The 20,920-nt window shown below is 70.1% G+C and carries 14 protein-coding genes and 1 pseudogene; 4 read left to right on the top strand and 11 right to left on the bottom strand.

The genetic code is table 11. The features are described from left to right. Positions 1-5: 5 nt before the first annotated feature. The 7 genes from PIQ37_RS18080 to PIQ37_RS18050 form a co-directional block, all read right to left on the bottom strand. On the bottom strand, positions 6-1,436 hold the full coding sequence (locus PIQ37_RS18080) for a glycoside hydrolase family 28 protein (RefSeq protein WP_342074512.1): 1,431 nt from the start codon (positions 1,434-1,436) through the stop codon (positions 6-8). Continuing rightward, positions 1,433-2,773: a virulence factor family protein gene (locus PIQ37_RS18075; protein WP_342074511.1), complete on the bottom strand. Its 1,341-nt coding sequence runs from the start codon at positions 2,771-2,773 to the stop codon at positions 1,433-1,435. Before PIQ37_RS18075 ends, PIQ37_RS18080 begins: the two co-directional genes overlap by 4 nt. A 325-nt stretch (positions 2,774-3,098) precedes the next feature. Further along, entirely contained in the window at positions 3,099-4,205 is a 1,107-nt protein-coding gene (gene rodA, locus PIQ37_RS18070) for a rod shape-determining protein RodA (protein WP_017911558.1), read from the bottom strand. Further along, positions 4,202-6,262 (bottom strand): penicillin-binding protein 2, encoded by a 2,061-nt coding sequence (gene mrdA / locus PIQ37_RS18065; protein ID WP_342074510.1) that lies wholly within the window; start codon positions 6,260-6,262, stop codon positions 4,202-4,204. The genes rodA and mrdA overlap by 4 nt, the downstream gene beginning before the upstream one ends. A gap of 1 nt (position 6,263) precedes the next feature. Further along, a complete protein-coding gene (mreD, locus tag PIQ37_RS18060; protein ID WP_342074509.1) occupies positions 6,264-6,749 on the bottom strand; it encodes a rod shape-determining protein MreD in 486 nt (161 codons plus the stop codon). Further along, positions 6,746-7,855, bottom strand: a complete 1,110-nt coding sequence (gene mreC / locus PIQ37_RS18055; protein ID WP_342074508.1) for a rod shape-determining protein MreC — start codon at positions 7,853-7,855, stop codon at positions 6,746-6,748. The genes mreD and mreC overlap by 4 nt, the downstream gene beginning before the upstream one ends. Before the next feature lie 173 nt (positions 7,856-8,028). Beyond that, a complete protein-coding gene (locus tag PIQ37_RS18050; RefSeq protein ID WP_010343692.1) occupies positions 8,029-9,075 on the bottom strand; it encodes a rod shape-determining protein in 1,047 nt (348 codons plus the stop codon). Between the two features lie 260 nt (positions 9,076-9,335). On the opposite strand from PIQ37_RS18050, the gene PIQ37_RS18045 reads away from it, so the two are divergent. From PIQ37_RS18045 to PIQ37_RS18030, 4 genes and pseudogenes are all read left to right on the top strand, one after another. Beyond that, positions 9,336-10,268: a carbohydrate kinase family protein gene (locus PIQ37_RS18045; RefSeq protein ID WP_048491039.1), complete on the top strand. Its 933-nt coding sequence runs from the start codon at positions 9,336-9,338 to the stop codon at positions 10,266-10,268. A 505-nt stretch (positions 10,269-10,773) separates the two neighbouring features. Further along, positions 10,774-11,286, top strand: coding sequence for a hypothetical protein (locus tag PIQ37_RS18040; RefSeq protein WP_152180764.1), 513 nt, complete (start codon positions 10,774-10,776; stop codon positions 11,284-11,286). 43 nt (positions 11,287-11,329) lie between these two features. Beyond that, positions 11,330-13,075, top strand: a pseudogene (locus PIQ37_RS18035) (XVIPCD domain-containing protein). 316 nt (positions 13,076-13,391) lie between these two features. Further along, the gene (locus tag PIQ37_RS18030; RefSeq protein WP_342074507.1) at positions 13,392-15,374 is read left to right on the top strand and encodes a sigma-54-dependent Fis family transcriptional regulator; all 1,983 of its coding nucleotides are present in this window, start codon (positions 13,392-13,394) and stop codon (positions 15,372-15,374) included. Positions 15,375-15,693: 319 nt separating this feature from the next. On the opposite strand, the gene PIQ37_RS18025 is transcribed toward PIQ37_RS18030, so the two are convergent. Genes PIQ37_RS18025 through PIQ37_RS18010 form a run of 4 tightly spaced genes read right to left on the bottom strand, consistent with a single transcriptional unit; the run spans position 15,694 to position 20,843 of the window. Further along, positions 15,694-18,090: a TonB-dependent receptor gene (locus PIQ37_RS18025; RefSeq protein ID WP_342074506.1), complete on the bottom strand. Its 2,397-nt coding sequence runs from the start codon at positions 18,088-18,090 to the stop codon at positions 15,694-15,696. A gap of 16 nt (positions 18,091-18,106) precedes the next feature. Further along, on the bottom strand, positions 18,107-19,216 hold the full coding sequence (locus PIQ37_RS18020) for an S-(hydroxymethyl)glutathione dehydrogenase/class III alcohol dehydrogenase (RefSeq protein WP_342074505.1): 1,110 nt from the start codon (positions 19,214-19,216) through the stop codon (positions 18,107-18,109). A 53-nt stretch (positions 19,217-19,269) separates the two neighbouring features. After that, entirely contained in the window at positions 19,270-20,283 is a 1,014-nt protein-coding gene (locus PIQ37_RS18015) for a beta-propeller fold lactonase family protein (protein ID WP_342074504.1), read from the bottom strand. Further along, positions 20,280-20,843: a c-type cytochrome gene (locus PIQ37_RS18010; protein WP_342074503.1), complete on the bottom strand. Its 564-nt coding sequence runs from the start codon at positions 20,841-20,843 to the stop codon at positions 20,280-20,282. Before PIQ37_RS18010 ends, PIQ37_RS18015 begins: the two co-directional genes overlap by 4 nt. Positions 20,844-20,920 lie beyond the last annotated feature (77 nt).

Below are 20,920 nucleotides of genomic sequence, written 5' to 3'. Positions count from 1 at the left end.
GCGGGCTACAGGGCCGGGAACACCGGCGCGCTGCTGCAGGCCGGAATCGACCCGGCGAGCGTGGTCGCATAGGTCGAGGCCGCGCTGCTGTCCTCGCTCAAGCGCAGGCCGAACTGGTCCACGCCGATGCGCGCATTGTTGGCATGCAGCGTGGCGACGTCGGCAGCCACGTGCGCCAGCACCAGGTCCAGCGGTGTCGCAGCGCTGTAGCCCTGCACCGTGCTGCCCTTGCCGGCGGGCGTGTCCTGCGCGCGCAGTCCGTCGACCACGATCCCGGCGAAGGTCGGCACGCTGCCGCTGCGGCTGCCGCCGCGGTCGTGGCCGTACAGCGGCGTGATCACCAGGGGCTTGGCCACATCGAACAGGCAGGTGTTGCGGTAGAGCACGTCGCGCACCGGTCCGCCCTTGGCCAGGCCGGTCTTGATGCGCAGGCCGTTGTTGTCGGTGGCGACGATACCGTCGGCGTCGTGGCCGACCAGGCGATTGCCGTCCACCAGCACGTTGCCGACGCCGTACATCACCTCGCTGCCGATGGAGATGCCGTGGGTGCCGTAGAAGCGCGAGTCGCGCACGGTGATGTCGGCCGAGCGCGCGGCGCTGGTCTTGATCGCGATGCCGTCGTCGCCGGCCATCACGTCGTTGTCGGCCAGGGTCGCATTGCGCACGCTGTCCAGATCGAGGCCGTCGGTGTTGGGGCTGTTGGCCGGCGCCCGGACCCGCACGCCCCACACGGTGACGCCGTCGCCGCCGTGCACGAAGACGTGGAAGTACGGCGCATTGATCAGGTTGACGTGGTAGAGCTGCAGATCGGCAACGTCCTGCGCGCGGATCAGGTCGGGCGCGTTCTGGGTCTGGCCGGCGGCCTTGGCGCTGCGCGCGAACTGCCACCAGCTGTCGCTGCCGCCGAGCATCGGCAGGTCGCCGCGGCCGTCGATACTGCCCTGGTGGCCGGCGGCGTCGCGCACGCCCATCACCCCCAGGCTGCGCCCCTGCAGGGTGATCAGCGCGCGGCAGCCGCCGCTGCGCGCCGCGGCCTGGCCGCAGGCGTTGCGGCCGGGCACCTGATAGTCGGCGGGCTGGCGCGAGGCGAACAGGGTCACGCCGCTGTCGATCACCAATGTGGTGTCGCTGCGAATCGTCAACGGCCCGCTGAGGAAGGCGTTGCCGCTGCCGGCGCGCAGCAGCACCGCGCCGTGCGCACCGGCGGCGCAGCGGTCGAGCGCGGCCTGGATGCGCGCAGTGTCCGGCGCGCTGCGCTCCTGCGCGTCGGCGAAGCGACGCTGCTGCGCCTGCAGGGTGGCATCCAGCGCCATGCACACCGGCGGCAAGTGCGGTTCGACCACGTGACGGGAATCGCCAGTCGCGGCAGCGCCAACGAACGCAGCGGCGGCGAGTACGCCGCCGCACACCAGCGCTACGCGCACAGGCTTGCTCATTGCCGGAGCGCAGCGTGCGACGGCGGCAGCGTGGCGGCGGGCGACGCCGCGGCGGCCGCAGGACGCGGCTCCCGCAACTCGGCGACCGGCAGGCGCGCGTCCGCGGACAGTTGCTGCCAGCGGTCGTCGACGATGGTCGCCAGCCCGGCCGGGTGTTGATCGAAATGGTGACCGCCGTGCAACACCACCACCTCCACTCCGCGCGCGCGCAATTGCGGGCAGAGCGTATCCTTTTCCTTGTCGCCGTACACGCACAGCAACTGCGCCGCGGGAATGCGCGCCAGTTCCGGCTGCACCGGCAGTGCGTCATCGTCGTCGCCGAGGTTGAGCCAGCCGCGCACGCGGATCTGGAAGTCGGCCTTGTGCTCCAGGCCCAGCAACGCCACCAGGCCGACCTGCTCGCGCTGCGCCGGTGGCAGCCGGTTGACCATGAACGGCAGGGTGGTGGCGCCGAAGGAATAGCCGACCAGCAGGATCTTCTGCGGACGCCAGCGCTGCTGGTAGTAGGCGATGACCCGGCTCAGGTCGGCGCTGGCCCGCGCCGGCGGCTTGGCCCGCCAGAAGTAGCGCAGGCTGTCCCAGCCGACCACGGCGATGCCGCGGCGCTGCAGCGCTTCGGCCATGCCCTTGTCGATGTCGCGCCAGCCGCCGTCGCCGGACAGCACGATGGCCAGCGGTGCACCCGGGGTCGCCGAGGGCAGCTCGGTCAGCGGCAGATCGTCCAGCGCGCCGCCACGGCCGCGCGCATGCAGGTGCGCGGCGACCCGCGCGGCCAGCGCGGCATCCACGCCGCCGTCGGCCGGCGCGGCCACGGTGTCGACAAAGCCCTGCGCTGCGGTCGCGGCGGCGGTGCCGGCACAGACCTCGGTGGGTGCCGGCGCCACGCCGATGGCGCCCCCCAGGGTCGCCGAGGGCGCCGCGCCGACGATGCGCGCGGCCAGGGTCGCGGCGGTGCCGGTGCCGGCCAGCACCGGCAGGTAGTAGCTGTCGCCGTGCAACTGCCGCTGCAGCCGCCGGCTCAGCCGTTCGGCGTCGTGCCAGGCCTTGTCGCAGCCGTGGCCGCCATGGCGCAAGTGCTTCAGATAACGCTGGCCGTCGACCACCGCGACCAGCGCGCCGCTGGCGGCGATGCGCCGCGCGGCGTCCTGCCGCTGCGCCGGGCTGCCGCTGGCCAGCAGGATCACCAGGCCCTGCGGCGCCCCCGGCGGATGCACCAGGGTCGTGCGCCCATAGCCACGGGCGTGCAGCGCCCCCGGCGGAAAGTAATAGCGCAGCAATGCGTAGCCGCTCAGGCCCAGCACCACGCTCGTCAACAGCAACACGCGCAGGAATTTCATCGACACGCATCCATCCCGGCCAACGCCGAGCCTCTGGACAACCACGGGAACGACGAGGCAGCGGCGGACGACGCAGACGGGTAGGCCGGAGCCCGGATCGGCGGATGCGCTGCGGAGGATGCCTCGGCGATGTGGGCTGGGATGGATGCGCGGGGTCGCACCTGCCTACCCGGAAGTTCCTGCACACCTGTGGGCCGGGGGGAGCGGCGCGCGTCACGTGGCATCGACGCGCATTGTGCGGATGCACGACATGCGCCGCAATAATGCCGTCACCTGCCTGCAAGGTTGCGGTTAAGCCAGCGCGCGTCGAACGCCGTGCGCTGGTTCAGTAACCGTGCACCGGACGGTGCGCCTTCACCGCCATCACCAGGCCCAGCCCGGCCAGCAGCGACACCGCCGAGGTGCCGCCGTAGCTCATCAGCGGCATCGGCACGCCGACCACCGGCAGCAGCCCGGAGATCATGCCGCCGTTGACCAGCACGTAGACGAAGAACGCCAGGCCGGTGGCGCCGGCCAGCAGCCGCGAGAAGGTGTCGCGCGCCTGCGAGGCGATCCACAGGCAGCGCCCGATCACGATCAGGTACAGGGTCATCACCGTGGCCACGCCGATCCAGCCGAACTCCTCGCTGAGCACGGAGAACGCGAAGTCGGTGGTCTGCTCGGGAATGAAGTTCAGGTGCGACTGCGAGCCCATGCCCCAGCCCTTGCCGTGCAGGCCGCCGGAACCGATCGCGATCTTGGACTGGATGATGTTCCAGCCGGCACCGAGCGCGTCGTTCTCCGGGTTGAGGAACATCATGATGCGGTCCTTCTGGTAGGGCCGCAGCAGCCACAGCCAGGCCACCGGCGCGGCCGCGGCGACGCCGCCGACGGCGATGCCCACCCACCACCACGGCAAACCGGCCAGCAGCAGCACGAAGCCACCGCTGGCGGCGATCAGCACGCCGGTGCCGAAGTCCGGCTGCAGCATGATCAAGGCGGTGGGAATGCCGATGATGACCGCGCTGACCAGCACGGTCGGAATGCGCGGCGGCAGCGGCATGCGGTGCAGGTACCAGGCCACCATCATCGGCATGCTGATCTTCAGCAGCTCGGCCGGCTGCAGGTAGAACACCTTCAGATCCAGCCACTGCCGCCCGTACTTGCCGGTGCCCAGCACGAACACCGCCAGCAGCGGCAGCATCGACAACGCGTAGATCAGCGGGGTCCAGGCGCGCAGGCGCAGCGCCGACACCCGCGACAGGCTCCACATCGCCGCCGCGCCGATGGCGAAACGCGCGCCCTGCGCCATGACGAGGTGCATGCCGCCGGCGCTCTTGAGCACCGCCAGCCCCATCGCCATCAGCGCGCCCAGCGCCAGGCACAGCGGCCAGTCCAGGGTGCGGGTGAAGCGGCCGCCGATCTCGACCAGCCAGCGCAGGAAATCCTTCATCGCTCGTCCGGAATCTCGTCGGGGATCGCCGGCGCCGCGGATTGCAGCGGCACCACCGCCGCATCCACCTCGGCCTGGCCGATCAGCACCGGGCGTTCGCCGGCGGCCAGGGCGACCGCGTCGGCGGCGGCGCGCGAGCCCGGATCCTCGGCGTAGTACAGGTGGCTGCCGAAGGCGGTGGCGCCGCGCAGGCTGTCCAGCGGCTCGACGCCGGGCGGCAGCCGGCCGAGCAGCCAGGCATCGAAGATCTTGCGTGCGATCGGCGCGGCGGTACTGGCGCCGTAACCGCCGCCTTCCACCGCGATCGCCAGGGCGATGGTCGGCCGCTCCGCTGGCGCGAAGCCCTCGAACAGCGAGCGGTGACGCAGGTGCATCGGCAGGCTGCGCGGATCGACCGCGGCCAGCCCCTTGCGGCTGACCACCTGCGCGGTGCCGGTCTTGCCGGCCATCTGGTAGGGCGCACCGACGGTGATGGCATAGCCGCTGCCGCCCGGACGCATGGTGTCCATCATGCCTTCGCGCACCGCCTGCAGATTGCTGGGGTTGTCGCTGATCGGCTTGCTCGTGCCCGGCTGCACCGGCGCCCAGGGCTGGTCGAAAGCCTGGCGCGTGGCCATCACCAGGTGCGGCGTGCGCAGTTGCCCATCGGCGAGGCCGGCGACCCCGCGGACCAGTTGCAGCGGGGTCACCTTCCAGTCGCCCTGGCCGATGGCGATGTTGACCGTGTCGCCGGGGTACCAGGCTTCCTTGCGGCTCTTGGCCTTGTACGCCGGCGACGGCACGATGCCGCCGGTCTCGCCGACCAGGTCGATGCCGGTGGGCACGCCGAAGCCGTAGCGGGTCATGTACTGGTCGACCTTGGTGATGCCCATGTCGATGGCCAGCTTGTAGTAGTAGGTGTTCACCGACTGCGCGATCGACTTGCGCAGATCGGTCCAGCCGTGGCCGCCGCGGTGCGAGTCGCCCCAGCCGCGGCTGACCCCGGGCAGGTAGAACATGCCGGTGGAGAGGATCTTGTCCTCCGGGCGGCGGGTGCCGCTGTCCAGGCCGGCCAGGCCCATGAACGGCTTGATGGTGGAGCCGGGCGCCACGCCGCCCAGCACCAGGCGGTTGAACTGCGGTCGCGACGGGTCGCTGTTGAGCGCCTGGAAATCGGCGTGGGAAATGCCGTTGACGAACAGATTGGGGTCGTAGGACGGCAGGCTGACCATGGCCAGGATCTCGCCGGTGCGCGGATCGATGGCGATGGCCGAGCCCTGGTAGTCGCCGAACGCGGCGACCATGGCGCGCTGCAGGTCGGCGTCGATGGACAGGCGCAGGTCGGCGCCGGACTGCGCCGGCACCCGGCCGACGGTGCGGATCGCGCGGCCCTGCACGTTGGTCTCGACCTGCTCGTAGCCGACCTTGCCGCGCAGTTGCTCCTCGTAATAGCGCTCCAGCCCGGACTTGCCGATGTGGGTCAGCGCGGCGTTGCCCTCGCCCAGCGTCTCCAGGTCCTTCTCGTCGATGCGGCCGACGTAGCCGATGATGTGCGCGAACAGGTCGCCGTAGGGGTAGTGCCGGGTCAGGTAGGGTTCCAGCTCCACGCCCGGGAAGCGCCAGCGGTCCACCGCGAAGCGCGCCCGCTCCTCCTCGCTGACCCGCAGCTTCAGGGTGATCGGGCGGAAGCTGCGGCTGGCCTTGCGCGCGGCCTGGAAACGCTCGATGTCTTCCGGCGACAGCGCGATGACCTTGCCCAGCTCGGCGAGCAGCGCGTCCATGTCGGCGACCTTGTCCGGGGTCACGTCGAGCCGGAACGCGGGCACGTTCTCGGCCAGCAGGCGGCCGTTGCGGTCGTAGATCATGCCGCGCCCGGGCACCACCGGCCGTGGCTTGATGCGGTTGGCGTCCGAGCGGGTGGCGTAGACGTCGTGGTCCAGCACCTGCAGCTTGAAGTACCAGGCACCCAGGCCCAGCAGCGCCAGCAGCACGCACAGGAAGCCCAGCGCGGCGCGGCGCCGGAACTGCTCGGCCTCGGCGTGCGGATTCTTCTGCGCGCGGCGCGGATGCAGGGCCATGCTACTTGCTCCGCCGGCCCAGCCGCAGCGCGTCCAGCAGCACGAACAGCGGCGGCCACAGCGCCATGCCCAGCAGCGGCGCCCACCAGTAGTTCCAGGGCAGCGTCGGCTCGCCGACGGCCAGGTGCACCGCCGCGGCAACGATGCGGTCGTTGACCAACAAACCGCCGATCGCCAGCGCCTGCTGCGACATCGGGAAGAAACGGATGCGCGCGCGGAAGCGCTGCAGGATGAAGCTCAGGATCACCAGGCGCAGCGCCTGCTCGCCCAGCACCCCGCCGTACAGCAGATCGGCGAGCACCCCGACCGCGAAGGCGAAGCCCAGCCCGACCTTGTCCGGCGTCTCGATCACCCAGTACGCCACCACCAGCGCCAGCCAGTACGGCCGCAGCGGCTGCACCACCAGCGGCAACGGCATCAACCCCAGCAACAGCGCCACGATCACGCTGACCGGAAGCATCCAGCCTTTGCTGCGCAGGCGGCTCATTGGGTGGGCTCCTTCGGAGCCGGGATTGGGGATTGGGGATTCGGGATTGGCGAAGCGGTCGCGCGTTTGGGCGTGGCTGGGGTACCGCTGCCATTGGTGGTGTGCGTCATCGATTCGGTCTTGCGTGCTCCCGACGCAGCCGCTGGAGCGGTGGCCTGGCTACCCGGGGCCGCGAAGGCGGCCGGCGGCTGGGCCGCCGCCGAGGAGGCGTCGGCGCTGTTGACCCGGCTTTTCACCAATCCCGAATCCCCAATCCCCACTCCCGTTGCCGCGGCCGAAGGCCGCAGCAACAACACATCCCGCCCCCGGTCCAGCTTCGCCGCCGGCTTCAGTTCGCCGACCAGGAAGGCGTGGGTGTCGTCCGGGCGCAGGGCGGAGATGGTGCCGACCGGGAAGCCGGCCGGGAAGCGGCCGCCCAGGCCGGAGGTGACGATCTCGTCGCCCACCTCGACGCCGGCGCTGAGCGGGATGTCGCGCAGTTCCAGGCTGCCGCCGCGGCCGTAGACGATCAGGCGCACGCCGTTGCGCGCCACCGTCACCGGCACCGCGTGGTCGGGGTCGGTCAGCAGCAGCACGGTGGAGTGCAGCGGGGTCACCGCGATCACCTGGCCCATCAGGCCGCCGGCATCGATCACCGCCTGGCCGACGTGCACGCCGTCGCGGCTGCCGGCATCGAGCACCAGGCGCTGCCGGGTCGGGTCCAGGTCGATGTCCAGGATCGGCGCCAGTTGCACGTCCAGGCCGCGGCGCTCGGCCACGCCCAGCAGTTCGCGCAGCTGCGCGTTGTCCAGCGCCGCCGTCTGCAGCCGGGTCAAACGCGCTTTGGCGATCAGCAGTTCGTTGCGCAACGCGCGGTTTTCCTTGACCAGCTGCGCATGGCTGGCCGCGTTCTCCTGCACCTGCGACCCCAGCCGCCCGGGCAGGCCGGCCAGCGCCCAGATCGGCTGCACCAGCACCGTGGCCTGGCTGCGCAGGCGGGCCAGCCAGTCGGCCTGCGCGTCGAGCACGATCAGCACCAGCGCCAACGCCAGGTAGGCCAGCAGGCGCGGCGTGCTGGCGGATTCGCCGGGGCGGGCGGTGACGGGAGGACCGGCGTAAGGAGGCACGGGCTAAAGCCGGGAATGGGGAATCGGGAGTGGGAAATCGGAAAGCAACGGCGCGCTCCCGGCGCGATCAGGCCGGGGCGCAGGCAGGCGACTGGTGGAGACGGAGCCGGCAGGGCAGAGGCGGAGGGGCCATTCTATTCCCCATTCCCGACTGCCCATTCCCGGCCTCACCCTCACTCCGGCGCGAAGAACTCGTTGCCGTGCATGTCCACCAGTTCCAACGCACGGCCGCCGCCGCGGGCCACGCAGGTCAGCGGATCGTCGGCGACCTGCACGTGCAGGCCGGTTTCCTCGGAGATCAGCCGGTCCAGGTCGCGCAGCAGCGCGCCGCCGCCGGTCAGCACGATGCCGCGCTCGGCGACGTCGGCGCACAGTTCCGGCGGGGTCTGCTCCAGCGCCAGCTTGACCGCCGAGACGATGCCCGACAGCGGCTCGTGCAGCGCCTCCAGCACTTCGTTGGAGTTGATCTTGATCATCTTCGGCACGCCCTCGGCGAGGTTGCGGCCGGAGATCTCCATCTCCTGCACCACCGCCTGCGGGTAGGCGCAGCCGATCTCCAGCTTGATCCGCTCGGCGGTGGCCTCGCCGATCAGCATGCCGTGGTTGCGGCGCACGTAGTTGGTGATCGACTCGTCGAAGCGGTCGCCGCCGATGCGCACCGACTGCGAATAGACGATGCCGTTCAGCGAAATGACCGCGACCTCGGTGGTGCCGCCGCCGATGTCGATGACCATCGAGCCGCGCGCCTCGGTGACCGGCATGCCGGCGCCGATCGCCGCGGCCATCGGTTCCTCGATCAGGTACACGTCGCGGGCGCCGGCCTCCTCGGCCGATTCCTTGATCGCGCGACGCTCGACCTGGGTGGAGCCGGCCGGCACGCACACCAGCACGCGCGGGCTGGGGCGCAGGAAGCGCGACTTGTGCACCTTCTTGATGAAGTGCTTCAGCATCGCCTCGGTGTAGGTGAAGTCGGCGATGACGCCGTCCTTCATCGGGCGGATGGTGGTGATGTGGCCGGGGGTACGGCCGAGCATCTGCTTGGCCTCGGCGCCGACCGCGGCCACCGAGCGGGTGCCGCCGATCGCACGATCCTGGCGCACCGCGACCACCGACGGTTCGTTCAGCACGATGCCCTGGCCACGCACGTAGATGAGGGTGTTGGCCGTGCCCAGATCGATGGACAGGTCGTTGGAGAACATGCCGCGGAGTTTCTTGAACATCGGGGGATTGGGTCCTGGGGCGCGCGCCGTCGCCAGAATGGCGAAAAAATGGGCAGAAAACGAAGTCCGCTAGCCTAGCAACCCGCCTGGGTGCGGGCAAGGAAAATTCTCGCTAAAACCACGCGTTGCGTGGTATCGGCGGGACCGCGATGGATCGTGGTTCTGGCCCTGCCGGGCCGCAGCCGTTACCCTTTGCGCCGCGGCGACCCCGCCCCTCGCCCGCCTGAATGCGGGCTCATCCCTCCGCCAAGGCCTGCCCGATGTCTGCACTGATCTGTGGTTCTCTCGCTTACGACACCATCATGGTGTTCCCGGACCAGTTCAAGAACCACATCCTGCCGGACAAGGTGCACATCCTGAACGTGTCGTTCCTGGTGCCGCGGATGCGCCGCGAGTTCGGCGGCTGCGCCGGCAACATCGCCTACAACCTGCACCTGCTGGGCGGCGATCCGATCCCGATGGGCACCGTGGGCCAGGACTTCGGCCCGTACCGCGAACATTTCCAGGCGCTGGGCATCGACCTGTCGCGGGTCAAGGTGATCGAGGAGCTGTTCACCCCGCAGGCGTTCATCACCACCGACCACGACAACAACCAGATCACCGCGTTCCATCCGGGCGCGATGATGCGCAGCTACGAGAACCACGTGAAGGACGTGCCGGGCGTGACCCTGGGCCTGGTCGGCCCGGACGGGCGCGAGGGCATGATCCAGAACGCCGAGGAGTTCAGCGCCGGCGGCGTGCCGTTCATCTTCGACCCGGGCCAGGCGATGCCGCTGTTCAACGGCCCGGAGCTGCGCCAGTTCATCGAGCAGGCCGATTACGTGGTGGTCAACGACTACGAGTCCAACCTGCTGCAGGAGCGCACCGGCTGGGACGAGAAGGACATCGTCTCGCGCGTGCAGGCCTACATCACCACCCAGGGCCCCAAGGGCGCGCTGGTCCACACCCCGGAAAAGACCTTCGACATCCCGCCGGCGCACGAGCGCCGCGTGGTCGACCCCACCGGCTGCGGCGACGCCTTCCGCGCCGGCCTGATCTTCGGCATCCAGCGCGGCTGCGACTGGCTGACCATCGGCCGCATGGGCAACCTGATGGGCGCCCTGAAGGTCGAGCACCCGGGCACCCAGAACCAGCGCTTCGACTTCGACGAATTCAACGACCAGTTCAAGCAGCAGTTCGGTTACGCGTTGTAAGGCTGGGGCACTACCGGCGGAACGGCAGCGTCGACGCCTGGCCATCGCGCTTGCCGGACGCTTACCCGGCGGGCCGCCGTTCCACGACCGATTGCGACGCGGCATCCAGGCTTGCGGCGCCGATCCGGGCGGGGCTAGACTCGGCCGCCCGCGTCGATGGAATGATCGGATGGACACCGCGCCTCGCTGGACCGCCAGGATCCTGGCCGCTGCACCGATCCCGCGTGGACTGCTGCTCTCCCTGTGCTGCGCAGCGACCCTGTGCGGCTGCGGCAACGCCGCCCAGGCACCCGCGAACGCGACTCCCTCCGTGCCCCCGACCGCCCCCGCGCCTGCCGCGAACAGCCCAACGGCGCCTGCTGCGACGCACGATGCGACGGCCGCGCAAGTGCCCGCCGGCCACTATGCCACCCAGCCCGGCTGGGGCCAGCTGACCGTGCAGCCCGATGCACGCTTCACCCTCGAAACGCAGAATGTCGATGCCGGTTGCAGCTTCAGCGGCACGCTGCACGGGACCCAGGCCGCGGTCGACGACGGTACCTGCACGCTGCAGTTCGCACCCAAGGCGGACGGCGTGGCGGTGTCCGCCACGGCCGGCGCCGAGAGCGCGTGCCGGGAGTACTGCGGCGGCAACGGCAGCTTCGCAGGCGACTATCTGAAACAGGCTGCGACCTGCACGCCTGAAGCCATGCAGCGAACGCGCAAGGCCTTCCAGGCATCCTACGATCGCAAGGACTATGCGGGTGCCGAAGCGGCGCTCGCGCCGCTCTATCGCGACTGCGTGGCGGCCCTCAGCTTCAGCGACGCCGGCGCCATCCGCAACGACTACGCGCTGACCCAGCATAAACTCGGCGACGATGCCGGATGCCGGCAGACACTGGCGCCCTACCAGGACGACGCCAAGCGCAGCGACGACGCCATCAGCGAGGGCATGACGCCCGCCCTCGTCGACGATTACCTCCGCGTGATCCGCGCCGCACGCACCAACCTCAAGCTCTGCGGAGAAGGCAGAGGCTAACGCGAGCGTCTACAGGGACGACACACCATCGGGGAACAGCGACATGTCCGATCCAAACACCGCCCCCACCGCGGCAACGCCGCAGCTCACCGACGCGCAACTCAAGACCTTGGGCTACTTCGCCATCGGCGTGGCCTCGGAAGGCAGCCTGGGCTCCAAGAATGTGGCCTATCACCTGTCGTTCGCCGGATCGGTCGAGGGCAACACGCTCAAGCCGGTGGCCAACAGCGGCTTCAGCATCGGCACGCTGCAGACCGACCTGGGCGCACATCCGGACGTCGTCCCGACGCTGGTGGATGCCTACCAGACATGGGCCGCCCGCCAGACTCCGAGTCTGGCGCTGTCGGAAAACCAAAGAACACAGACGATCTCCGATCTGCAGCGCAATGGCGATGCCATCCGCGCGGACAACGGCCGCGCACCCGATGCAACCGTCCTCAAGAACCTCAATACCTTCCTGGCCTCCGATGCAGGCGTGCAATTCGTACACGATCGCGACCGCACGCAGATCGACCATCTGATGCGCGAAGGCGACGGCAAGAAGGACCCTGGCGGCGCGCTGCACCAATTGCGCCAGACGGAGTTGTACAAGAACGCGAGCCTGGACGACCAGGCCAAGTACGCCACCGTGCTGATGAAGCTGGAGAACCAGGCCGGCAAGAGTCAGTATCCGAAGATCCTCAAGGGTATCAACGACGGCAGCCTCGGCAGCGTCGAGGACGTGGTGAACAAGGTCGACGCGCTGCTGCCGAACAAGACCAACAAGAAAGGCTAGGTGGTGCCCGACTACATTGAGAGCGGCGTCCACCACGCGCTCGCAGGTACCGAGGTGTTCAACAAGCTCCGTGCGGCGCAGCCTGGAAATCCCCTGCATGATGCTTTTGCGGCGGTCTCCGCCGACCCATTGCGCAGCCCGGTCGACCTGAAGGGCGATACCGCCCACGCGGATGCGCTGCATCAGTACAACGCGACCAAGACCCTGTTCCTGCAGAACGGCCAGTCGCCAAAACTGATCAGCGCCCTCGACCAGGACAGTGCGTTCGGCTACAACCTCAAAGGCCGGAACGGCAAGACGGTCGCGCAGTCGTCGAGCCTGTTCGGCGCGGACAACGATGTGGTCGTCTTCGATGGGAACGGTCACGGTACTGCCTTCGTCGGCGGCAAGTGGAGCGCGGTGCAGCGCGACGAGGTCAAGCGCGTCGGCAATGCCGATCAGAGCGTGGATCTTCAACTGCGCAAGGACGGCAAGAGCGAAACGCTGCTGCACGTACCGACCCCGGCGCAGTTGCGCGAACGCAGCGAGCAGCAGCAACCGCAAACGCCTGCGCCGGATCGCGCTCCGGCGTCGGCGCCCGGCCCGAATGACGCCAGCCACCCGAATCATGCGCTGCTCGAGCAGATCCGCGAGGGCGTCAGAAGGATCGACCAGGATCTGGGCAAACCGTACGATGCGGCCAGCGAACGCCTGAGCCGTGCTGCGCTGGCCGCTTGCCGGGACAATGGCGGCCCCGGCAACGCGCCGCTGGCGTCGAACGCACTGGAACGGGCCGATCGCGTGGCGCTCACCGAGAAGGGCCATCTGGTGGTGGTCGAAGGTGAACAGCGCGACCCGACGCAAAAGCGCGCCAGCGTGGATGTGCAAGTGGCGCTCGCCACTCCGGTGGAACAATCCGATCAGCGACTGCAGGCCGCGAACCAGGCGATCGACCGCGAACGGCAACTCACGCAACAGCAGGAATTGGCGCGCGAGCGGGACGCACCGAGCCGCAACGGTCCGGCACTGGCATAACCCGACTTCGGCCGGGCGCATGCGGCAGCGCGCATCGCGCCGTCTGCGTAGCAGGCGGTATGGCAGGCACTCGATTCGATTCGCCCCGTCGCCGTTCCCGCACGCGACGGTGGATGCGGATGCACTACGACATGGCGCTGCCGGAGCGCGACGCGTCCTGCACGCCCACTGACCGTCATGATGGAGCGAGGCTCCCAGCGCGACCGGGGGATCGACGGCGGGCAGCGCCATCGCTTTGCTGCACTGCGGGTTGAGCCCAGGCCTGGTTTGTGCGTCACTTGCGCCAGGGGCCCCCTGGGGGGACGAGAGCGCGCCCATGTCCGAGTCGACTGTCGCCAGCCTCGCGCAAGCCAAGGTCGTCGCACCATCCGCCGCCGAGGCCGACTGCGCGCCGCTGGCGCGCATGCGCCATTTCCGCCAGATCGAGTCCTTGCCGCCGGCGCTTGCACGCTCGTGGCGGCGCTGCCTCGACGAGTACGGCCTGGCCCCGGACACCCACCCCTCGCCGATGGTCCATGACGACGGTGAGTTGCGCGAACGCCAGCAGCGGCTGGAGGCGCTGCTGCGCATCGCCAGGGTGGAGATGGAAAATCTCTACGAACAGATCGCCGGCGGCAGCTACGCGGTGGTGTTCGCCGACACCGAGGCCACGGTCCTGCACAGCGTGCAGGATCCGGCGCTGCTGCGTGCGTTCCGCGAGACCGGGCTGTTCTGTGGCGCCAGTTGGGCCGAGCGCTACCAGGGCACCAACGGCATCGGCACCTGTGCGGTGGAGGGCAGTGCGCTGAGCGTGCACCGCGGCGAACACTACCTGGAGCGGCACCTGCCGTTGTCCTGCAGCGGCGCGCCGATCCTGGATCCGCAAGGCCATCTGCTGGCGGTGCTGGACGCCTCCACGCCCGACGCACGCGACACCAAGCTGGTGCAGCGCCATACCGGCGCGCTGGTGCGCATGTCGGCGGCGCAGATCGCCCGCGCGTATTTCCTGGAGCAGTACCGGCATGCGTGGATCCTGCGCTTCCACAGCCGCCCCGAGTTCGCCGGGCTGCTGCACGAGGCGCTGATCGCGGTCGGCGGCGACGGACGCGTGCTGGCGGTCAACGAGGCCACGCTGGAACAGCTCGGCAAGCCCGACCGTTCGCCGCTGGTCGGGCGCGACATCGCCCAGGTGATGCAGCTGGATTTCGACACGCTGGAGCAGCGCGCGCGCAACGACGCCAGCACGTTGTGGTCGATCCGCTGCGCCTGCCACGGCCGCCGCTTCTTCGCCCTGGCGCAGCCGCCGCGTGCGCGCAGCGCTGCCGGCCGAACGCGCGCCGCGGGCGAGGACTGCCAGGCCGCGCGCGCCAACGACCATGTCGGTTCCGATCCGCGCATGCTGCATAACCTGGACAATGCGCTGAAGCTGGCCAAGCACCGCGTGTCGATCCTGCTGTGCGGCGCCACCGGCACCGGCAAGGAAGAGTTCGCCAAGGCGGTGCACCGCAGCTCGCCCTGGGCCGACCGGCCGTTCGTGGCGGTGAACTGTGCGGCGATCCCGGAAGCGCTGATCGAGAGCGAGTTGTTCGGCTATGCGCGCGGCGCCTTCACCGATGCCGCGCGCGAAGGACGCCACGGAAAGCTGCTGCAGGCCAGCGGCGGCACCCTGTTCCTGGACGAGATCGGCGACATGCCGCTGCCGCTGCAGACGCGCCTGCTGCGGGTGCTGGAGGAACAGAGCGTGACCCCGCTGGGCAGCGACCGCGCCGTGCCGCTGGAACTGCACGTGATCAGCGCCAGCCACCGCGACCTGGCGCAGATGGTCGGCAGCGGCGGCTTCCGCGAGGATCTGTACTACCGCCTCAACGGCGTGGTGCTGCACCTGCCGCCGCTGCGCGAGCGCAGCGACAAGGCCGAACTGATCCGCACCCTGCTGCGCGAGGAGAGCGGCGAGCAGACGGTGCGCATCAGCGAGGACGCCCTGCACAAGCTGCTCAGCTATGCCTGGCCCGGCAACCTGCGGCAGCTGCGCAACGTGCTGCGTACCGCGGCGGTGCTGTGCGCCGATGGCGTCATCCGCATCCCCAACCTGCCGCAGGAAATCGTCGACGCCGACAGCGGCCCGTGCCTGCTCGGCGACGATGCGCATGCCGGCGACGGTGTCCCCGGCCGCGTCGCCCTGGACAGTGCCGAGCGCAGCGTGCTGCAGCAGCAGCTCGAGCGTCATCGCTGGAACGTCAGCCGCACCGCCGATGCGCTGGGCATCAGCCGCAACACCCTGTATCGCAAGCTGCGCAAGCACGGGTTGGCGACGGCTTGAGTGGAGGCGGCATCGCGATTCAATGGGGTTGCTGCGCGTCGCGAATGAAGCCTCGCCTATCGCGTCTTGCCATTCGGTAGCGGCGTGAGTGCTGTCGGGTATTCGCGTCCCGACCGTTGAGGCGGCTGGAGGAAATCTGGCTTCGATGTCGCGGCTGAAGCCGCTCCTGCAGGAAGCGCTGCGCCGTTAACCAGGCGCGAACCCAAGGTAGGAGCGGCTTCAGCCGCGACCGTCGCCCGCGCCGACTGGCTTGCAGTCTTGTGGACACGGCGGATGGCGCGCGCCGATCGGTGCCACCACACAAACCGCAAACCGCCCGCTAGAAGCGCCAGCGCAAACCGACCTGGTATTGCCGCGGGGCGCCGGGGGCGACGAAGCGCGAGGGGCCGTCCTCGACCGCAGCGTCCTGCGGGCGCGCCAGGGTGCCGCCCGGGAACAGGTCCTCGGCGATCGCCGCATACGTCTCGTAGCGGCGGTCGAACACGTTGTTGATCCGCAGGTACAGCGACAGGCCGTCGGCCAGTTCCCAGGTGCCGTGCAGGTCGAGCAAGGCGTAGCCGCCGGTAGAAAGGTCGTGGCGCGCCGGTGCCTCGCCTTCCTCGGGATCCGCGACCAGGCCGTCCTCGTTGCCGCTGGCCACGCGCCGCGACACCGCGCGCAAGTCAGCCCCCAGGGTCAACTGCGCCAGCGCCTGCCAGTCCACGCCCAGCTTCAGCGTGTTGCGCGGCAGGCCGGCGATGCGCGTGCCCGGCCGCAGGGTCACTGTGCGCTCGCCGGAGAGCAGTTCGCCGGCGCTGCGGTAGGTGGCGTCCAGGTAGCTGTAGCCGGCGAACCAGCGCAGCGCGCCGTGGCTGCCGCGGTAGCTGAGGTCGGCGCCCTGATAGCGGGTGCGGTCGACGTTGTCGAAATAGCCCTGCTGGGAATTGGGGGCGCGCAGGAACAGGATGTCGTCGCGATTGTCGGCGCGATACAGCGAGGCGTTCAGCGTCTGCGCCGGCGTCGGGTTCCAGCGCAGGCCGAGCTCGTAGGTGCGCGAGACGATCTGCTCCAGGCGCGGGTCGGCCTGCAGCCCGGTCGGCAACCGGCACGGCTGTTCCGGGTCGGCGCAGCCGAGTTCGATCGCGGTCGGCGCGCGGCTGTTCTGCGAGGCCGAGGCGAACGCGGTGAAGCCGCCGCCGAGACGCTGGGTGATGCCCAGCGACGGGTTGGCCTTGGCGAACACGAAGCGCTCGCGCGGCAGCACGCCGTCGTCGGCGGTGGACAGGGTGTTGGCGACGGCGACGCGGTTCCAGCGCAGCGCGGCATTGAGGTGGGTGGCCTCGCTCAGCTCCCAGGTATCGGCGGCGAACAGGCCCAGGGTGCTGCTGCGCCCGTCGACGCCGGAGAAGAACGCGCGCTCCTCGTCCGGATCGGCGACCACCGAGCGGTCGTCCTGCACGAACGCTTCCTGCTCGTACTGGCGGTAGCGCACGCGGTTGCGGTCGTAGGTGGCGCCGATGCTCAGCGCGTGCGCGCCGGCCTGGTGGCTGAGGTTCAGTGCCACGCCCTCGGCGTGCTGGCGCATCTGCGTGGTGTTGAGCACGCCGCTGTGCAGCGCGTCGGCATCGGCGCGCGACACCGAGCAGCCGGCATCCAGCGGCGTGCCGTCGGCGGCGTAACCGTCGGCGCAATCGTCGACGAACTCTTCGTAGTCGTCGTTGATGTCGCCGTTGACGGTATCGCGTCGCCCCTGGCGGTAGTAGGCGAGCAAGTGCAGTGCGGTGCGCGCGTCGAAGCGATGGTCGAACTGCCCGGTGAGCAGCGTGTTGCGGTTGCGGGTCAGGTCGGGCGAGGTGTAGACCGCGGCGCGGTCGGCCTCGTACAGCCCCGGCTCGGTGCCCTCGTCGGTATAGCGATAGCTCGGCAGCAGGCCATTGCCGACCAGGCGGCTGCGCCCGTGCAGCAGCGACACGTCCCAGTCGGTGCGCTCGCCCTGCCGCCCGAACTTGCCGAACACGGTCCCCAGGCGGCCGGCGGAGGCGTCGCGCCAGCCGTTCTCGTCGAAGCCGGTGGCCGCGACGAAGGCATGCAGGCCGTCGGCACCGGCGTAGCCGTAGGACGCGTCCAGGCGCTTGCGCGCGCCGCTGCCCACCGACAGGTCGGCGCGCAGGCCCGGCGCGGTCAGGCCGGACTGGGTGGTGAAGGCCAGCGCGCCGCCCAGCGTGTTGGGACCGAACAGCGGGTTGGAACCCGGCATCAGCGCGACGCTGCGGATCGCCGCCTCCGGCATCATGTCCCAGCTGACGATGTCGGCGAACGGCTCGTTCATGCGCACGCCGTCCAGGTACACCGACACGCCCTGCGAGGCGCCGGGCAAGGCCGACGCGCGGAAACCGCGGAAGGTCAGGTCGGTCTGGAACGGACTGCCCTGCACTTCGTTGGTGTCCACGCCGTTCATTTCGCGCAGCAGGAAGTCGGTGAGGTTGCCGGCCTGGCTGCGTGCGATGTCGTCGGCATTGGCGGTCTGCACCGTGTACGGCAGCAGGTCGGCATCGATCAGCGTGCCGGGGATCGGCGTGGCGGTGACCTCGACCCGGTCCAGCGCGGTGATCTGCGCATCGTCGGCATTGACCGTGGTCTGCGCGTGCGCCGGTGCGGCGAGCAGGCCGATGGCGGTGGCGACGGCCAGCGCGAGCAGGCTCGCCGAGGGGGTGCTGCGTCCGGGGGTATGGGGCATGCCGATTCCTTGAGGCTCAGTAGAGAACGATCGATTTGATGCCGCGGCCGGCGCGCATCGCCTCGAAGCCGCGGTTGATGTGGTCCAGTGGCAGGGTTTCGCTGATGAGTTCGTCGATGCGGATCTCCCCGGCCAGGTAGCGCTCGGCATAGGCCGGCAGCTCGCTGCGGCCCTTGACCCCGCCGAACGCGCTACCGCGCCAGGCGCGGCCGGTGACCAGCTGCAGCGGCCGCGTGCTGATCTCCTGCGCGCTCGGCGCCACGCCGAGGATGATGCTTTCGCCCCAGCCCTTGTGGCAGCACTCCAGTGCCGCGCGCATGGCGCGCACGTCGCCGACGCAGGCGAAGCTGTGGTCGGCGCCGCCATCGGTGAGGTCGACGATGACCTGCTGCACCGGCGCGCCGAAATCCTTCGGATCCAGGCAGTCGGTGGCGCCGAGTGCGCGCGCCAGCGGGAACTTGTCGCGGTTGATGTCGACCACGATGATGCGTTCGGCGCGCGCCATCACCGCGCCCTGCACCACCGACAGGCCGATGCCGCCGAGCCCGAACACCGCCACGCTCTCGCCCGGACGCACCCGCGCGGTGTTGAGCACGGCGCCGATGCCGGTGGTGACCGTGCAGCCGAGCAGGCAGACCTTGTCCAGCGGCGCGGCCGGATGGATCCTGGCCACCGCGATTTCCGGCAGCACGGTGTACTCGGCGAAGGTGCTGGTGCCCATGTAGTGCAGCAGCGGGCGTCCGTGCAGCGAGAAGCGGCTGCTGCCGTCGGGCATCAGCCCGCGGTCCTGGGTGCTTCGGATCGCCTGGCACAGGTTGGTGCGGTTGGAACGGCAGTACTTGCACACGCCGCACTCGGGCATGTACAGCGGGATCACGTGATCGCCCGGGCGCACGCTGGTGACGCCGACGCCGACCTCCTCGACCACGCCGGCGCCTTCCTGGCCCAGGATCACCGGGAACGCCGCATCGGCATCGGCACCGGACAGGGCGATGTCGTCGCCGTGGCAGATGCCGCTGGCGACCATGCGCACCAGCACTTCGCCGGCCTTGGGCGGCTGCAGATCCACTTCCTCGATGGCCAGCGGCTGGTTCGCCGCCCAGGCGACCGCGGCTCGCGTCTTCATTCCGGCTCTCCCCGCCTCCCGTCGCGGCGCCCGAGAGCGCCGCTCTCCTCACCTCACTGCGCCACGATCACACCCCATGGCATCTCGCCCACCGCGATCTGCTTGATCTCCTTCATCGCCGCCGTGTCGATGACACTGACGCTGTTGGAACGGCCATTGGCCACGTACAACTTCTTGCCGTCCGGGCTCAGCGCCGGGTTCCAGGGCCGCTGCCCCACCGGGATCTCCGCCAACGCACGGCGCGCGGCCGGATCGATCACGCTGACCGTGCCGGCGCCATTGGACGCGTACACGCGGCTGCCGTCGCGGGCGATGGCGATGCCGGCGGTGCGCTGCCCGGCCGGAATGCTGGCCACACGCGTGCGCGCCGCCAGGTCGATCACGTCGACCACGTTGGCCGCTTCCTGCGCCACATAGACCGTCTTGCCGTCGGGCGCGAACGCCATGCCGCGCGGATGGCCGCTGGTGGCGATGACGCCGGTGGACGCGCCGGCCTTCAGGTCGATCACGTCCAGGTCGTTGGAGCCTTCGTTGCTGGTCAGCAGCAGCGCGCCATCGGGCGTGTAGACGCAGTGTTCCGGCGCCTGCCCGCGGGTGGCGATGTGCGCGCCGATGGTGAAGCTGGCCGGGTCGATCAGCATCACCTGGTTCTGCCCCTCCACGCACACCGCCAGCTGGCGGCCGTCCGGCGACGCGGCGACGCCTTCGGCGTTCTCGCCGATGTCGACGCTGCGCAGCACCCGGTCCTGCACGGTATCCAGGTCCAGCAGGCGATGCCCCTGCGCGTCGATGACGTACAGATGCCCGACCGGTCCCGGCACCACCTGCTGCAGGCGCTTGCCGAGCTGACCCTGCGCCGACAGCGTGCGCACCACGCGGTCGCTGCCGGTGTCGATCACCGAAATGGTGCCGCTGCGCTGATTCGGCACGTAGGCCAGCGCCGCGGCCGCAGGCGCTGGCGCGGCCGCCGCGGCATCGGCCCCCGCCGTCGGCGCGGCGGTGCGCTGGCACGCGGCAGCGAACAGCGACAGCGCGACGACGGCGGACAGGCGCAACGCGTTCCTCATTGCGTGGCGCCTGCGGTCTTGTTGATGGAATGGATGAAGGCCAGCAGCTTCTCGGTATCGCCCGGCTTGAGCACCGGCCCGAACGGCGGCATCTGCCCGACCACCTTCTCGTGGCCGATCCGGGTCTTGCCATGCGCGGTCATGCCGGCCGTCCCTTCGGTGATCAGCGTGCGCAAGGTGTCGTCGTCGCTGCCGTACACCCAGATGTCGTTGGTCAGCGGCGGGCACATGCCGCCACCACCGGTGCCGCCGTGGCAGGCGGTGCAGCCGGCGGAGTTGAAGATCGCCTTGCCTTCGGCGACCAGCTCCGGGGTGACCTTGACCGGCGGCCCCTTCGGAATCGGCGTCACCGCCGCAGCGGGGGCCGGTGCGGCGGCAGGGGCCGCGGCGGGCGCGGCCGCCGCCGGCGCAGGCGCCGGCGCCGCAGCCGGCTCGGGTGTGGCCGCTGGCGCGGCGGGCGTCTCCTGCTTGCCGCAGGCGGCCAGCAACAGGAGCGAGGCGAACAGGGACACGGGCAGCAGCGTGGAGAGGGCGCGACGACGGACGGAAGCAGGACGCATGGGGACAACACCTTTGCGGAGTGCACGATGGGAAGAGCAGGCCGCGCGAGCGGCATGTGCGGGACGACAGGAAGCGG

The sequence above is a fragment of the Xanthomonas protegens genome (assembly GCF_038442435.1).
In the GTDB taxonomy this organism is placed as follows: domain Bacteria; phylum Pseudomonadota; class Gammaproteobacteria; order Xanthomonadales; family Xanthomonadaceae; genus Xanthomonas_A; species Xanthomonas_A sontii.
The sequence above is the reverse complement of the archived record's forward strand: the minus strand, read 5'-3'. Positions and strand labels throughout refer to the sequence as shown.

Excerpts from the sequence above, each read along its gene's own strand:
- PIQ37_RS18080 (WP_342074512.1), bottom strand. The coding sequence starts at position 1,436 with ATGAGCAAGCCTGTGCGCGTAGCGCTGGTGTGCGGCGGCGTACTCGCC.
- PIQ37_RS18075 (WP_342074511.1), bottom strand. The coding sequence starts at position 2,773 with ATGAAATTCCTGCGCGTGTTGCTGTTGACGAGCGTGGTGCTGGGCCTG.
- rodA (WP_017911558.1), bottom strand. The coding sequence starts at position 4,205 with ATGAAGGATTTCCTGCGCTGGCTGGTCGAGATCGGCGGCCGCTTCACC.
- mrdA (WP_342074510.1), bottom strand. The coding sequence starts at position 6,262 with ATGGCCCTGCATCCGCGCCGCGCGCAGAAGAATCCGCACGCCGAGGCC.
- mreD (WP_342074509.1), bottom strand. The coding sequence starts at position 6,749 with ATGAGCCGCCTGCGCAGCAAAGGCTGGATGCTTCCGGTCAGCGTGATC.
- PIQ37_RS18050 (WP_010343692.1), bottom strand. The coding sequence starts at position 9,075 with ATGTTCAAGAAACTCCGCGGCATGTTCTCCAACGACCTGTCCATCGAT.
- PIQ37_RS18045 (WP_048491039.1), top strand. The coding sequence starts at position 9,336 with ATGTCTGCACTGATCTGTGGTTCTCTCGCTTACGACACCATCATGGTG.
- PIQ37_RS18030 (WP_342074507.1), top strand. The coding sequence starts at position 13,392 with ATGTCCGAGTCGACTGTCGCCAGCCTCGCGCAAGCCAAGGTCGTCGCA.
- PIQ37_RS18025 (WP_342074506.1), bottom strand. The coding sequence starts at position 18,090 with ATGCCCCATACCCCCGGACGCAGCACCCCCTCGGCGAGCCTGCTCGCG.
- PIQ37_RS18020 (WP_342074505.1), bottom strand. The coding sequence starts at position 19,216 with ATGAAGACGCGAGCCGCGGTCGCCTGGGCGGCGAACCAGCCGCTGGCC.
- PIQ37_RS18015 (WP_342074504.1), bottom strand. The coding sequence starts at position 20,283 with ATGAGGAACGCGTTGCGCCTGTCCGCCGTCGTCGCGCTGTCGCTGTTC.
- PIQ37_RS18010 (WP_342074503.1), bottom strand. The coding sequence starts at position 20,843 with ATGCGTCCTGCTTCCGTCCGTCGTCGCGCCCTCTCCACGCTGCTGCCC.